Genomic DNA, 14,842 nt, shown 5'->3' with positions numbered 1-14,842 from the left:
TCACACCTCCGTTCGCAGCAGTCGCATATAGACCACCGAGAACAGCGAGCCGACCACCAGGAGGAGCAGCGCCACCGCCGTTCCGTACCCGATCATGCTTTTCTGGAAGGCCTGTTCGTACATGAAGAGGGGGAGGGTCTGGCTGCGATTTCCCGGGCCGCCGCGCGTCATCACCCAGATCAGGCCGAAGACGGACAGCGTCTGCAGCGTGTTGAGCATCAGATTCGTGCCGATGGAACGCCTGATCATCGGCAGCGTGATGTGCCACAGGCGCCGCCAGCCGCCCGCGCCGTCGACCTCCGCCGCCTCCGTGATCTCCTTCGGGATCTCGTTCAGGGCCGCCGAATAGACCAGCATCGAGAACGCCGTGCCCCGCCAGACATTCGCGAACGACACCGCCAGGATCGGCAGCGTGAACATCCAGTTCTGGGAGGGGAGATGGAGCCAGTCCAGGATGGCGTTCAGTGTCCCCTCGCGGCGGAAGAAGGCGTACAGCAGGAAGCCCGCGACCACCTCCGGCAGGACCCACGCCGTGATCACGATCCCGCCGACCAGCGTGCGGACCGGCTTCGACGCGCGCTGCATCAGCGAGGCCAGCGCCAGGCCCAGCGTGTTCTGGCCGACCAGCGAGGACAACACCGTGAAGACGAGGGTCAGCCAGACGGCGTTGCGGAACGCGTCGTCCTTGAATGCCGTACGGAAGTTGTCGAGGCCGACGAAGGACGAGTGGGCCTGGCCCGTCAACTGGAGGTCGGTGAAGGCGATGTACGCGCAGTAGGCGATCGGGCCCGCGAGGAACAGGAGCAGCAGGACGACGGCCGGGGCGAGCGGAAGCGCGCGGGTGAGGGAGCGCAGGAGGCCTCCCCGGCGGGGCGGGGCGACCTTCGTGCCCACCGGGCGGACCGGGGAGGACGCCGTCCGCGTGCCGACGCTCACTTCTTGATCACTTGGTTGTCGGTGGCCGTCTTCAGCTCCTCGTCGTAGCCGCTCGCCGCCTTGCCGACCGAACTGTCGCCCGTCGTCACGCCCTCCATGGCCTCCTGGATGGCGGTCGAGACCTTCGGATACGCCGGGTACGCGGGCCGGTAGTGCGTGCTCGCGACCAGATCCGTGAAGAACTTGATGCCGGGCTGCGCCTTCACGTACGCGGGGTCGGCGGCGACGTCCTCGCGGACCGCGATACCGGAGTTGGCGACGTACCACTTCTGGGCGTTGGCCTTGGTCTGCATCGCCTCGATGAACTTGAAGGCCAGGTCGGGGTTGTGGGCCTTGGCCGGGATCGACCAGGTCCAGCCGCCGGACATGCTCACCTTGCCGGGGGCCTGGCCGTGCTGGGTGGGCATGTAGGCGAGGCCCAGCTTCTGCGACCACTGGGGCCATTCGTGCCCCGAGCCCTTCAGCCAGTCCTGCGGGAGCCAGCTGCCGTCGAGGTCGATGCCGAGCTTGCCCTTGGGCAGCAGCTCACCGCGGATCCTCGTCTGGATGTTGGGGTCGAGGGCATCGGCGACGTCGAGGCCGAGCTTCTCCTTGTAGACGGTCTCCACGAAGGTGAGGGCGTCCTTGAAGCCCTGGCTCCCGGCGATCCACTTCTTGGTGGCGGTGTCGTACAGCGGGTCCGTGGTCCCGTCACCGGTCCCGTACAGCAGCATTTCGAAGCCCTGCATGGTGGCGGCCTCGCCGGCGGGCTTACCCGTGTAGACGTTCAGCGGTGTGACGCCGGGGACCTTCTCCTTGATGGTGCGGGCGGCGGCGAGGACGTCGTCCCACGTCTTCGGCTGCCAGTCACCGGGCAGACCGGCCTTCTTGAAGATGTCCTTGTCGAACCAGAGCCCCCGGGTGTCCGTCCCGTCCGGGACGCCGTACGTCTTCCCGTCCTGGGCCTTGGCCGCCGCCTTGGCGGTGTCGATGAACCGGTCCCAGTCCTGCCACTTGTCGAGATACGGGTCGAGGGGCTTCAGGTATCCGCTGGTGATGTCCGAGTTGATGAGGAACGTGTCCTCGTAGACCAGGTCGGGGGCCGTCTTGGGCGACCTCAGCATCTGCTGGAGTTTGACGTAGTACTCGGAGTCCGGGGCCTTGATCGGCACCAGCTCGACCTTCTTACCGGGGTTCGCCTTCTCGAACTGCTTCTTGACGTCGGCCAGGTAGGTGTCCATGACCTTGATCGAGTTGTCCGTCGACTGCTTGAAAGAGATCTTCACGGTGTCCGGATCACTTCCGGAACCCGAGCCGCATGCGGTGAGCGCGGTGGCGGCGAGCAGCGTTGCGAGGAGAAGTGGGGCGGCGGTGGGGCGCACGGGCACGACCTCCTACTGGCCTACGTCGTTGTGGCCGAGTCGAGTTGTCTGCCCGGTGAACGTAAGAGGAGTGGTCTAGTCAGGTCAATGACCTTGCAGGGGTTGGGAGTTGGCCGTCCTGGGGTGAAGGCGGCACGCGCAACCATCGACCGCTGCCGCGAGTCCACCTCATGCGGGTCGAGTAGTACGTCATCACGGTCGAGTACGTCATCACGGCAGGGGGCGGCGACATGACGTCGGACGACAAGGCACGTGGATTTGCTGAGCGTGTGCGCCGGTTCTTCTGGCTTCCGCGGGGGGCTTCGCGAGGCGCCGCGCCGATCATGCCGCTGGCACGGGTCTGGGCTGCCTGTGTCGCCGTCGCGGCGGGGGCCGCCGCCGTCGGCTGGGGGGACATGGTGGTGGTGCTGATCTTTGTGGGCACGGTGTCGGCATTGACGGACGACGTGACCGACGGGGTGCGGTATCGGTGGCCGGCCTTCGTTGTGGGGCTGCTGGCCGGGTGGGGTACCGCGCGGCTCGTACGGGCCGGGACCCCCGCCCCGGCTGATCCGGACTGGGCCGACTATCCCGCTCTCGCCGTCGGGAGCCTGGTGGCGTTCGTGGTCTTTGTTGGGATCACTCGCTTGCCGGTTGCTCGCCGCTGGGGTTAGCCGCGTGTGTCCCTCTGGGGTTACAGGAGGTGGTCCGCCCTTCCTGCCTTGATGTCGCGGATGAGGGTGCGGAGGGCTTCGCGGGTGTCGGTGAGGTAGTGGTCTTCCTGTCCGGCGATGGCGATGTAGGCGTTGCCTTCTGGGTCGGTGCCTATGCGGAAGCAGTTGTTTCCTTCGCCGCAGAAGGGCTCTTCCCAGGTGATCTCGGCCATGGGGTGTCCTTACAGCTCGTGGGCGATGCCGTGGATGAGGTCGCGTGTCTCTTGCGGTCCGAGTGTGTGGGCACGCCACCATTCCATGTGGGTCCGGTACTTGGCGAGCTGCGCCTCGGCGTGGGTGAACTCGCCGCCATGCGCGGAGTCCAGCTGCACGGTGTCCAGTTGGGGTACGGCGCCGTCGGCGTACAGGACCGCGTGTCCGGCGCCGGGGAACGCCCCGGCGTCGACGGTGAGGACGCGCACCTCGATGTTGTCGCGCTCGGACGACTCGCACAGGTGCAGGAGCTGCTCCCGGGTCGCGCGGCGTCCGCCGAACCGCATGCGCAGAGCCCACTCGTGGATGTACGCGATGTAGTCGACGGGGTTGTCACGGTCCAGGACCTGTTGCCGCTGCATCCGCTGCAGTACGCGTACCTCCACCTCCGACTGGGGTAGCGCGGGGAGCACGGCGCCGAAGACGGCGCGGGCGTATTCGCCGAGTTGAAGTAGTCCGGGGATGTGCACGGTCTGGTAACTGCGCAGTCGAGAGGCGAACCACTCCAACTCGGCTACATCCAGAAGACCTTGGGGGAGGATCCCCTTGAAGTGGGCCCACCAGCCCCGCTTGCGCAGATCGGCCATGGCGACCAGGGCCTCGATGTACGCCTCGTCCGCGCAGTCATAGTTGCCGGCGAGTATCCGAATCCGCTCGGGAGTGGTTGCCCGGATGCCCGACTCCATGTTGGACACCTTCGTACGGTCCAGCCCGAGCAATCCGGCGGCGTACTCCGTGGTCTGGCCGGCGGCGAGCCGCATCTTGCGCAGCTCTGCGCCCAGGCGCTTCTGACGTTCCGTCGGCGCTGGCCGTGTCGGCATTGACACCTTCCTCCCCGCTTGGTCGGGGCCAGTTTGCACCGTCAGTGACGTACCGGTCCAGCTCGTGGAGGCAATGCACGCAAGCATGTGGCACACGTGCTACTTCAAGCTCTACAGTCGGTGACGAGTTGCTTACGGTCCGACGTGGCCGGAAGCGCGTCGCGCGAGCCTGCCCGCGTTCTCACCCAAGGGAGTTGCTCATGTCCACAACCGTTGCCGTATCGGCCTGCCCCCTCTCCACCGACCTGGAGAAGACACCGCCGCCGTCCCCCGACACTCTCGCCTACAGCTTCACGCTGCCTGCCGGACCGGCGAGTTCACGCGTCGCACGCGCGGCGACCCGCGTCGTCCTCCAGACGCACGGACTGGACGACATGACGGACGCGGCCGTGCAGGTGGTGGCCGAACTGGCCGCGTGTGCCTGTCGGTTCACGCCCGATGTCGAGGTGTATATGTCGCTGCGGTACCGGGAGGGCGCGTTGCGCGTGATCCTGTACGACGGACACCCCCGGCACGTCCATCCCCGCCTCGTCGCCGCCTGTGATGCGCGGCGGCGGGCGGCGCTGCGGGTGCTGGGGTGTGTGGTGCGGGCGTGTGAGGGGGAGTGGGGGTTCGGGGAGGCGCGGGAGCCCGGGGGCGGGACGCGGATGTGGGCGGTGCTGCCGGGGTGGGGGGCTCGGGGATATGTGGGGGTGGGGTGAGGGCGGGGCTATGTCAGGCGCTCGGCCTGGGTGCTGGCTTGGGTGGCTCGGTCGGGGGCGTCGGCGCGGGTGAAGGTGTCGGCGGCCTGAAGCCAGTGTGTGCGGGCCTCGGCCCGGCGTTGGGCGGTCTCGTCGGCGATGGCCAGGTTTTCGAGGACCTGGCCCGCGTTGTACCAGTCCTCAAATTCCTCGTAGGTCTCCAGGGCCTTGCCGTACGCCTCGATTGCCTCCCCTGTCCGACCCGCCTCCTGCAGGGCGTTGCCGAGGTTGTTCCACGCGCCGGCCTCGCGGTGGCGGTCCTCGGCGGCCTGGTAGAGGTCGCGGGCGCGGGTGTGGGCCTCGATCGCCTCCTCCGTCCGGCCCACCTCCCACAGGGTGATGCCGAGGTTGTTCCACGCGCCGGCCTCGCGGTGGCGGTCCTCGGCGGCCTGGTAGAGGTCGCGGGCGCGGGTGTGGGCCTCGATCGGCTCCTCCGTCCGGCCCGCCTCCCGCAGGTTCAGGCCGAGGCCGGTCCACGCGATGGCCTCCCGCTGGCGGTCCTCGGCGGCCTGGGACAGGTCGCGGGCGCGGGTGTGGGCCTCGATCGCCTCCTCTGTCCGGCCCGCCTCCCGCAGGGCGTTGCCGAGGCTGATCCACGCACCGGCCTCGCCGAGTCCGTCCCCAGCACGGTGAGTGGCCTGCTGGGCGACACGGGAGATCGTGATCTTGTCGTCGAAGTACCGCCGCCAGTTCAGGTACTCCGCCAGGTACGCGGACAGCCGCACCGCCGTAGCCGCGTACCGCTCCTCCCGCGCCCACTGCGCCGCCGCAACCAGCCCCGCCCACTCCCCGTCAAGCCACGCCAGCGCCCGCCCCCGATCGCCGAACCGCTCTGGCTCCGGCATCCCCGGCAGCCACCGCAACCGGCCATCGGCCGCAACCGCCCACAGGAAGTAGAACTCCAACACCCGCTCCCGCGCCGCCTCCCCCTCCCCCTTCAACCTCACATCCCCCGCCACCACACCCGCCCCATAGGCCCGCACAAGGTCATGCAACCGCCACCGCACAGCGGAATCCGAGCCCTCCCCACTGCACACCGGTGTAACCAGGTGGGTAGCGGCGAGATCCTCCAGCAGGGACAGGGCGGCCCGCGCGTCGAGGTCGGCCAGGGCTGCGACGGCTTCCGTTCCGGTCTCCGCCCCGGGCGCGAGGGCAAGCAGCCGCAGCAGCCGTGCCTGGTCCGGCGGCAGTCGGCGGTACGAGGTCTCCAGCACAGGCCGTAAGGCCAGTGAGCGGCCGTACAGGTCCGTGCCCGGGCTGCCGTTGTCGAGGACGGTCGTGGCGTCCCCGGTCTCCGCGATCTCGCTCAGCAGTGAGGCGATGTCACGGTGGCGGCGCCGGCGGAGCATCGCCGCGGCGATCTGGAGTGCGAGGGGCAAGTGGCCGCACAGGTCGGTCAGTTGGCGGAGAGCGGCCGGTTCGCGGGTCGGGCGGTCGTCGCGTTCGTCGGCGTCGTGCAAGGCGCGGGTCACGAGGGCGGCGGACTCGTCCGGAGTGAGGGCTTCGAGGTCGATGAGGCGTACGGGGAGGGCGTACGGGCGGTCCCGGGAGGTGATCAGTACGCGGTGGTGGTCCGTGCCGGGCAGGAGGGGGAGGAACTGGGACGCGGCCGAGGCGTTGTCCAGGATCAGCAGCATCCGGTCCCTCCGCTCGGCGAGGAGGGCGCGGTAGGCGTCGTACTGGCGTGCCGTCGTCGGCGGGAGATCCGGACCTCGTACGCCGAGCGCGTCGAGCAGAGCCAGAATCGCCTGGTCCGCCGTGACCGGGTTGTCGTCGTAACCGCGCAGGTCTACGAACAGCGTGCCGCCGGGGAACCAGCCCTGCGTGCGAGCCTGGTGGCCCGCCTCGACCGCGAGTGCCGTCTTGCCGATGCCGCCCATGCCGGTGACGGCGAAGATGAGGAGGGGGAGCGCCGTCTCCTCGACCTCGGCGGGCGCGAGATGGGGGAGCAACCGGCCCAACTCGGCTGATCGGCCGGTGAATCCGAGGGGCCGGGGTGGGAGTGTGGTGGTCGCGACCGGCACCGGGCCGTGGACGGTGCCCTTACCCTCGCGGGTGGTCGTCGTCCCGTCGTCGCCCGACCGACTTTCCGGTGACAGGCCCGTGGAAGGTGCCGCCGCGGAAGTCGATGTGGTCGCCGCCGTAGGTGGCCCCGCCGTCATCGCCTCGTTGGGGACCCTCCTGGGGGTCACGGGGCTCGGGGACGCCGGCGGAGTCGCGGCGCGGCAGGTGCTTGCGGAGCACGGCGACGGCCACCGCCGCCGCCTGCTTGGCGGCCAGTTCCTGGGAGCCGGAGGCATCGGCCTTGTGCTTCTCGGGGTTGGCGCGGTCGCTGATGCCCCGGATCACGAGGGTGTCCAACTGGCCCTTCAGATAGGCGGCATGGGCGGCGCCTGAGCCCTCCATCTCGATGGCACAGGCGTCGTTGTAGTGGTGCCGGATGTGCGCGGCGAGCGCCGACTTGTCGTCGGCCAGGACGACATCTCCCACCGCGATCGGCTTGCGATGCGCTCGTACGTCCGGCATGTCCCGCAGCGCCGAACGGGCCGCCTGCACCAGCCGGTGCGAGCCGTGCCAGACCTCGGGCCGCGCCTGGAAGCCGTCCGGGGTCTGCTTGCCGCCGTGGATGGCGTACACCTTCGTACCGACCACGACGTCACCGATCTCGATGTCGTCCTTGAGCCCGCCCGCCACCCCGACGAAGAACAAAGCCTCCGGGGCGAGCCAGTCCACGATCCGCGTGGTGAGCGCGGCGGTGTTCAGGGCCCCCTCGCCCAGCTCGGCAATCGCGACACTCCAGGACGTGCCGTCGAGCCTGCCCCGCTCCGCCCGGGTCCCGTCGGGGTGGACGAGCTCCTCGGTATCCGTCAGGTGGGCGCGTACGGCGTCGTACTCCACCGGGAGCGCCGTGAGGATGACGGCGATGGCTGCGGTGGGCTGTGGCACGGTCACGTGTTTAAGGTACTGCCAAGTCACCGCCATGAGTGGGGTGTTGGGTACGGGGGAGGCGGGACTCAGTGCCGGAGCCAGAACAGGGCGTTACCGTCGGGCAGTTGCTGCTCGCCGAGTACCAGAGCGTCAAGGACGAGCAGAAGGCCCGGATCGGGTTTCGCGACAACCTGCTGTACGTCACGCTCGGGGTCGTGGCCGCCGTCATCGCCGCCGCTGCCCAGGCCGGGCAGGCGTCCATGCTGCTCGCTCTGCCTCCCGTGTGCGTGGTGCTCGGGTGGACCTACCTCGTCAACGACGAGAAGATCTCCGCGATCGGGGCCTATGTGCGCGGCGAGTTGGGGCCGAAGCTGGCCGCGCTGGCCGATCCCGGCGGTGGGTTCGCCGCCTTCGGCTGGGAGACCGCCCACCGTGGCGACGCGCGGCGCGGTCCCAGGAAGGTCATTCAGTGCGTGGTGGACCTGACGGCGTTCTGTGCCGTCCCGCTGGCCGCGCTGGTGGTGTTCTGGGCGAGCGGGGACGGCGGCGGACTGCTCGTCGGGCTGTCGGTGGTGGAGGCGTTGGCGTTGGCGGGGCTCGGGGCGCAGGTCGTGGTGTACGCGAGGTAGGTCCGAACTCCGCACTGACGCCGTACCGTTGACGCACTGACGGCTCCGAGTGGGTCGGCAGTACGGACCGGGACGGTGGGACGGGCGGGACGGGCACATGAACGTGGCGTTGCTGGCGGCCCTGGCCGAGGGCGCGGGCGGGGAGGCCGGGCGCCGGGCAGTCGAGGACCTGGCGGGGGCGGTAGCACAGGGCGCGGGCGCGTCCGCGCAGGCGCTCGCCGAAGCGGCGTGCCATCCCGCGCGGCAGGACGCGGTGCGGGCCTGGGGCGACAAGGTGGCGGAGCTGCTCGCCGCCGATCGGACGGTGGCCCGTGCCGTCGTGGCAGCGATGGAGCGGCACACGCCGGGCAGCGGCACCTGGTACTGCGGCGATCACACCGACTTCCGGGGCGGGTTGTTCCTGCGCGAGGTGATCGGCTTACAGATCAACGTCCAGGTGACCGGTGCCGCCGCGCCCGAGGCCATGGCCTCCCTTCCGCCCAGGCCCGGCGGCTTCACCGGCCGGGACGACGAGACGGCCGCGCTGCTGCGCGCACTGGACCCGGCCGTACCCCGGTCGACGGGATCACCGGAGCCCACGGCGGTGCTCGTCGCCGCCGTGTCCGGACTCGGTGGCATCGGGAAGACCGCGCTCGCCGTCCAGAGTGCCCATCTGGCGTGTGAGAAGGGCTGGTTCCCGGGCGGGACGCTCTTCGTGGACCTGCACGGCTACGACGAGGACCCCGTCACCGCCGACCAAGCCCTCCAGTCCCTGCTGCGGGCCCTTGGGGTCCCGCCGGAACACATCCCTGCCACGGTGGACGACCGCGTGGCTCTCTACCGCTCGGTACTCGCCGAGCGCGCGAGGAAGGACGGAGCGGTGCTGGTGCTGGCCGACAACGCGTCGTCGCCGGACCAGGTGCGCCCTCTGCTGCCCGGTGACGCCCGGCACCGCGTCCTGGTCACGTCCCGCGACCGATTGCCCCAACTGGGCGCGCGGCTCGTCCCCTTGGACCAGCTCACGCCCAAGGCCGCGTACGAACTCCTCGACCTCGCCCTGCGGATCGCCGACCCCGATGACAGTCGTGTCACGGATGACGCCGAAGCGGCCGAGCGACTCGCGGCCCTCTGCGGACACTTGCCGTTGGCCTTGCAGATCGCGGCCGCGCTGCTGGCGGAGGACCCGGAGAAGCCGGTCACGGAACTCGTCGACGAACTCGCCGTGTCCCACGACCGTCTCGCCCACCTCGACGACGGCGACCGCAGCGTCCGCGCCGCCTTCGACCTCTCCTACCGCCGTCTGTCGCCCAGTCAGGCCCGTCTGCTGCGCCTGCTCGCCCTCGCTCCGGGGCCGGAGGCCAGCGACGAGGTCGTCGCCGCGCTGATCGGGGCCGATGCCCCTCCGGCACGAGACCTGAAGGCACTGGCCCGGGCCCACCTCGTCGAGCGGGGGAGTGGGCGAGGACGGTGGCGGTTGCATGACCTGGTGCGGGCGTATGGGGCGGGTGTGGTGGCGGGGGATGTGAGGTTGAGGGGGGAGGGCGAGGCGGCGCGGGGGCGGGTGCTGGAGTTCTACCACCGGTGGGCGGACGCGGCCGATGACCGGTTGCGGTGGCTGCCGGGGATGCCGGAGCCGGAGCGGTTCGGGGACCGGGGGCGGGCGCTGGCGTGGCTGGACGGGGAGCGGGCGGGACTGGTGGCGGCGGTGCAGTGGGCGCGTGAGGAGCGGTATGCGGATGTGGCTGTGCGGCTGTCCGCGCGCCTGGCGGTGTACCTGGACTGGCGGCGGTACTTCGACGACTTGATCACCATCTCCCGTGTCGCCCAGCAGGCCACCCACCGCGCCGGGAACAGGCTCGGCGAGGCTGGCGCGTGGAGCCACCTCGGCAGCGCCCTGCGTGAGGTGGGCCGGGTGGGGGAGGCGATCGAGGTCCACACCCGCGCCCGTGACCTGTACCAGGCCGTCGAGGACCGCCGCCTGGAGGCCATTGCGTGGAACAACCTAGGCGGCGCCCTGCAGTTGGCGGGCCGGGTGGGGGAGGCGATCGAGGCCCACACCCGCGCCCGCGACCTGTACCAGGCCGCCGAGGACCGCCACAGCGAGGCCAGCGCGTGGAACAACCTCGGCCTCGTCCTGCGGGAGGTGGGCCGGGTGGGGGAGGCGGTCGAGGCCCATACCCGCGCCTGCGTCCTCTACCAGGCCGCGGAGGACCGCCACCGGGAGGCCGTTGCTTGGATCAACCTCGGCAACGCCCTGTATGAGGTGGGCTGGACAGGGGAGGCAATCGAGGCGTTCGGCAAGGCCCGGGAGACCTTGGAGGATTTTGAGGACTGGTACAACGCGGGCCGGGCCCTCGTAAACCTGGCGCTCGCGCACGAGGACACCCGCCGCCCGGCCGAGGCCCGCGCCCACTGGCTCCGGGCCGCCGACGCCTTCACCCGCGCCGACGCCCCCGACCGAGCCACCGAAGCCCGCGCCCGGGCCGCCGAACTCAATGACCCCCCACCAGGCACCCCCACGCCCACCTAACACCCGCGCTCAAACCCCCCGAACCCACCGATACTGCAACTCCGGCCGCCCCACCTGCCCATACTGCGGAGCCCGAGCCGCCCGCCCCGACTCCACCAGATGCTCCAGATACCGCCGCGCCGTGATCCGCGAGATGCCGACCGCCTCGGCGACTCCAGCCGCCGTGAGGCCCTCGGCGCAATCCCTCAGGGCGACGGTGACCCGTTCCAGGGTTGGTGCGCTCAGGCCCTTCGGGAGAGCGGCCGGTCCCGGGGCGCGCAAGGTCGCCAGCGCCCGATCCACCTCGTCCTGCCCGCTCGCCTCGCCCACCGAGGCATGGAACTCGGCGTACCGCACCAGCCGGTCCCGCAACGTGGCGAAGGTGAACGGCTTCAGGACGTACTGGACGACGCCGAGCGAGACCCCCTCCCGTACGACCGCCAGGTCCCGCGCGGACGTCACCGCGATCACGTCCGCGTGATACCCGGCGGCGCGCAGGGAGCGGGCGAGCTGCAGCCCGTGCACGTCCGGCAGGTGCAGGTCCAGGAGGAGCAGATCTACGGGCGTACGGTCCAGGGCGCGGCGCGCCTCCGCTCCCGTGTGGGCCTTGCCGACCGCCGTGAAGCCGGGCACCCGGCCGACGTACATGACGTGCGCGTCGGCGGCGACCGGGTCGTCCTCGACGACGAGTACGCGGATGGGATCGGTCATACGTCGCCTCCAGGCAAGGCGTGCTGGGCAGGCTTGGGCGGGGCCGGCTCGGACGGGGTGGGCTCGGGCTCGGCGCCAGCGTCCCCCGCCGCGCCCGACACGGAGGCCGGTGTCGCGGCCGGCGCCGAGGACACCGTAGGCAACGGCAGCCGCACCTCGAACTCCGCCCCGCCCCCGGACGCCTCCCGCACGGTCAGCGTGCCCTCGTGGCGGCTCACCGCCTGCCGGGCGAGGGCGAGGCCCAGGCCGCGGCCGCCGGGTCCCGCCGGTTTCGTGGACCAGCCGCGCTGGAAGACCTGCTCGGCGTGGGCCGGGTCCACCCCGGCGCCGGTGTCAGCGACCCGCAGTACCAGGACGGACTCGTCGGTGAACGCCGTCACCGTGACCCGCGCACGCACCGTTCCCTGCGCCGCGTCCACCGCGTTGTCGATCAGGTTGCCGAGGACGGTCACCAGGTCCCGGGCCGGAAGGCTCTCGGGGAGGAGTCCGTCGTCGATGGCGCTGTCGTCGGACACCACCAGCTCCACGCCCCGCTCGTTCGCCTGCGCGGCCTTGCCGAGCAGCAGCGCCGCGAGGACCGGTTCGCTGACCGCCGAGATCACCTGGTCGGTGAGCGTCTGCGCCAGCTCCAGCTCCGCCGTGGCGAAGTCGACGGCCTCCTCGGCGCGGCCCAGCTCGATGAGGGACACCACCGTGTGCAGACGGTTCGCGGCCTCGTGCGCCTGCGAGCGCAGCGCCTGGGTGAAGCCGCGCTCCGAGTCCAACTCGCCCATCAATGACTGGAGTTCGGTGACGTCGCGCAAGGTCACCACCGTGCCGCGGCGTTCGCCGCCGGTGACCGGTGAGGTGTTGACGACGAGGACGCGCGACGCGGTGAGATGCACCTCGTCGACCCGGGGCTCCGCCGACAGCAGCGCGCCCGTCAGCGGTGCGGGCAGCCCGAGTTCGGCCACCGAGCGGCCGACCACGTCGTCCGTCACACCGAGGAGTTCCCGCCCGCCGTCGTTCATCAGCGCCACCCGGAACTGCCCGTCCAGCATCAGCAGCCCCTCGCGCACGGCGTGCAGCGCGGCCTGGTGGTAGTCGTGCATACGGCTGAGCTCGGCCGCGTTCAGGCCGTGCGTGGAGCGGCGCAGCCGGGCGTTGATGACGTACGTGCCGAGGCCGCCCAGCGCCAGGGCGCCCGCCGCGACCCCGACGAGGGCCGACACTTGCTCCTGGACGCGTTTGGTGATCGCCTCGACCTTGATGCCCGCGCTGACCAGGCCGACGATGTGGCCGTTGTCGTAGACCGGGGTGACGGCACGCATGGACGCGCCGAGGCTGCCCGTGTACGTCTCCGTGAACGACGTGCCGTTCAGGGCGGGGCCGATGTGGCCGAGGAAGTGCTTGCCGATCAGTTTCTCGTCGGGGTGGGTCCAGCGGATGCCCTGCGGGTTCATGATCGTCACGAAGTCGATGCCGGTGTCCCGCTGCACCTGGAGGGCGTACGGCTGGAGGGTCTTCGTGGGGTTCGTGGTGCGGATCGCCTCGTGCACGGAAGGGGCGTCCGCGACCGAGCGGGCGACGGCCATGGCCCGGCTGGCCGCCGCGTCCTCGGCCTGGCCGCGGTCGCTGACGTAGGTGAAGAGCGCGTACCCGGCGACGAGGACCGCGATCAGCACGGCCTGCATGCCGAAGAGCTGGCCGGCCAGGCTGCGGGGTCGCGGGACGCGGGGAAGGCGCATGTCGTTCAGTCTGCCTCTCCATATAAGTGTGAACTAAATGAACGGAAGGGTGACCGCCCTCACAAGCCGGGAGATAGTCACCGCATCCCCCGGGAGTCCACGCCTCCCGGATCCCCCCCGGACGTGAGCCGCACTCCGGGATTCCGCCGGTCGTGAGCCGCACGCCGGATGATGCCGACGACGTCGTCAAGGAGGGCAGCCGTGGCCAGCACACCCCGAACCGCACCTGCCGCACCCGCTGTGAAGCGGGATCGCACCCATTACCTGTACATCGCCGTCATCGTCGCGGTGGCGCTCGGTATCGCCGTCGGACTGATCTGGCCCGACGCCGGGGTCGAGCTCAAGCCCCTGGGTACGGGCTTCGTGAACCTGATCAAGATGATGATCTCGCCGATCATCTTCTGCACGATCGTGCTCGGAATCGGATCGGTCCGGAAGGCCGCCAAGGTCGGAGCGGTCGGCGGTATCGCGCTCGGCTACTTCACGGTGATGTCGCTCGTCGCGCTCACCATCGGTCTCGTCGTCGGCAACATCCTGCACCCGGGTGACGGGATGCACCTGACCGAAGCGATCAAGGCGACCGGGCACGACCAGGTGTCCGCCGACGCGCTGCCGCCGGTCGACTTCGTGCTGTCGATCATCCCGCTGACCTTCGTCTCCGCCTTCACCCAGGGCCAGGTCCTGCAGACCCTGCTCGTCGCGCTGCTCGCCGGGTTCGCTCTCCAGGCCATGGGGCCGGTCGGCCAGCCGGTGCTGCGCGGTGTCGAGCACATCCAGCGGCTCGTCTTCCGCATCCTCGCCATGGTGATGTGGGCCGCTCCGATCGGTGCCTTCGGTGCCATCGCCGCGGTGGTCGGTTCGGCCGGTGTGGACGCGCTCAAGAGCCTCGCCGTGCTGATGCTCGGCTTCTACGCGACCTGCTTCCTGTTCGTCTTCATCGTGCTCGCCGCGATGCTGCGCGCCTTCGCCGGGCTGAACATCTTCTCGCTGTTCAAGTACCTGGCCCGGGAGTTCCTGCTGATCCTGTCCACCTCCTCCTCCGAGTCCGCGCTGCCGCGGCTCATCGCGAAGATGGAGCACCTGGGCGTCAGCAAGCCGGTGGTCGGCATCACCGTCCCGACCGGCTACTCCTTCAACCTCGACGGCACGATGATCTACATGACCATGGCGTCGCTCTACATCGCCGATGCCATGGGCACCCCGATGTCCATCGGCGAGCAGATCCCGCTCCTGCTCTTCCTCCTCCTCGCCTCGAAGGGCGCGGCGGGTGTCAGCGGCGCGGGTCTCGCCACCCTGGCCGGTGGTCTCCAGTCGCACAAGCCCGCCCTGGTGGACGGTGTCGGCCTCATCGTCGGCATCGACCGGTTCATGAGCGAGGCGCGCGCCCTGACGAACTTCGCGGGCAACGCGGTGGCGACGGTCCTGATCGGCACGTGGACGAAGGAGATCGACAAGGACCGGGTGAGCCGGGTTCTCGCCGGTGAGCTGCCCTTCGACGAGAAGACGCTGCTGGACGACTACGAGGACGCTGCCGCTGAGCTGCCCGAGGTGCCTGAGCAGGGTGGCGAGAAGGAACTGGCTAAGGCGTAGGCGCTC

13 protein-coding genes are annotated in these 14,842 nt (G+C 70.3%); 5 read left to right on the top strand and 8 right to left on the bottom strand.

Annotated features, from left to right (window positions below; translation table 11 throughout):
• Positions 1-894, bottom strand: a complete 894-nt coding sequence (locus OIC96_RS14820; protein ID WP_330310289.1) for a carbohydrate ABC transporter permease — start codon at positions 892-894, stop codon at positions 1-3.
• Positions 895-932: 38 nt separating this feature from the next.
• Positions 933-2,303 (bottom strand): extracellular solute-binding protein, encoded by a 1,371-nt coding sequence (locus OIC96_RS14815; protein WP_330307382.1) that lies wholly within the window; start codon positions 2,301-2,303, stop codon positions 933-935.
• A 317-nt stretch (positions 2,304-2,620) separates the two neighbouring features.
• Here OIC96_RS14815 and OIC96_RS14810 point away from each other — a divergent pair, with 317 nt between their 5' ends.
• Complete coding sequence (locus tag OIC96_RS14810; RefSeq protein WP_330462126.1) at positions 2,621-2,950, top strand: hypothetical protein; 330 nt, start codon at positions 2,621-2,623, stop codon at positions 2,948-2,950.
• 20 nt (positions 2,951-2,970) lie between these two features.
• On the opposite strand, the gene OIC96_RS14805 is transcribed toward OIC96_RS14810, so the two are convergent.
• Complete coding sequence (locus OIC96_RS14805; protein ID WP_330307384.1) at positions 2,971-3,162, bottom strand: hypothetical protein; 192 nt, start codon at positions 3,160-3,162, stop codon at positions 2,971-2,973.
• A gap of 9 nt (positions 3,163-3,171) precedes the next feature.
• Entirely contained in the window at positions 3,172-4,023 is an 852-nt protein-coding gene (locus OIC96_RS14800; protein ID WP_330307385.1) for a helix-turn-helix domain-containing protein, read from the bottom strand.
• Positions 4,024-4,223: 200 nt separating this feature from the next.
• Here OIC96_RS14800 and OIC96_RS14795 point away from each other — a divergent pair, with 200 nt between their 5' ends.
• On the top strand, positions 4,224-4,724 hold the full coding sequence (locus OIC96_RS14795) for an ATP-binding protein (protein ID WP_330307386.1): 501 nt from the start codon (positions 4,224-4,226) through the stop codon (positions 4,722-4,724).
• 8 nt (positions 4,725-4,732) lie between these two features.
• Here OIC96_RS14795 and OIC96_RS14790 read toward each other — a convergent pair whose 3' ends face one another.
• Together OIC96_RS14790 and OIC96_RS14785 are read right to left on the bottom strand one after the other, a co-directional pair.
• Positions 4,733-6,643 (bottom strand): tetratricopeptide repeat protein, encoded by a 1,911-nt coding sequence (locus OIC96_RS14790; RefSeq protein ID WP_330310290.1) that lies wholly within the window; start codon positions 6,641-6,643, stop codon positions 4,733-4,735.
• Positions 6,644-6,806: 163 nt separating this feature from the next.
• Positions 6,807-7,715 (bottom strand): 5'-methylthioadenosine/S-adenosylhomocysteine nucleosidase, encoded by a 909-nt coding sequence (locus tag OIC96_RS14785; RefSeq protein WP_330307387.1) that lies wholly within the window; start codon positions 7,713-7,715, stop codon positions 6,807-6,809.
• A 65-nt stretch (positions 7,716-7,780) separates the two neighbouring features.
• Between OIC96_RS14785 and OIC96_RS14780 the strand changes: the two genes are divergently transcribed.
• Positions 7,781-8,320 (top strand): hypothetical protein, encoded by a 540-nt coding sequence (locus OIC96_RS14780; RefSeq protein WP_330307388.1) that lies wholly within the window; start codon positions 7,781-7,783, stop codon positions 8,318-8,320.
• A gap of 97 nt (positions 8,321-8,417) precedes the next feature.
• Complete coding sequence (locus OIC96_RS14775; RefSeq protein WP_330307389.1) at positions 8,418-10,829, top strand: tetratricopeptide repeat protein; 2,412 nt, start codon at positions 8,418-8,420, stop codon at positions 10,827-10,829.
• Positions 10,830-10,838: 9 nt separating this feature from the next.
• Here OIC96_RS14775 and OIC96_RS14770 read toward each other — a convergent pair whose 3' ends face one another.
• A complete protein-coding gene (locus OIC96_RS14770; protein WP_330307390.1) occupies positions 10,839-11,519 on the bottom strand; it encodes a response regulator in 681 nt (226 codons plus the stop codon).
• Complete coding sequence (locus OIC96_RS14765) at positions 11,516-13,246, bottom strand: sensor histidine kinase (RefSeq protein WP_330307391.1); 1,731 nt, start codon at positions 13,244-13,246, stop codon at positions 11,516-11,518. Before OIC96_RS14765 ends, OIC96_RS14770 begins: the two co-directional genes overlap by 4 nt.
• A 171-nt stretch (positions 13,247-13,417) precedes the next feature.
• Here OIC96_RS14765 and OIC96_RS14760 point away from each other — a divergent pair, with 171 nt between their 5' ends.
• Positions 13,418-14,836 (top strand): cation:dicarboxylate symporter family transporter, encoded by a 1,419-nt coding sequence (locus OIC96_RS14760; protein ID WP_330310291.1) that lies wholly within the window; start codon positions 13,418-13,420, stop codon positions 14,834-14,836.
• Positions 14,837-14,842 lie beyond the last annotated feature (6 nt).

It is taken from the genome of Streptomyces sp. NBC_00775 (assembly GCF_036347135.1).
Classification (GTDB): Bacteria; Actinomycetota; Actinomycetes; order Streptomycetales; family Streptomycetaceae; genus Streptomyces; species Streptomyces lutosisoli.
This window is presented reverse-complemented; position numbering and strand designations above follow the sequence as displayed.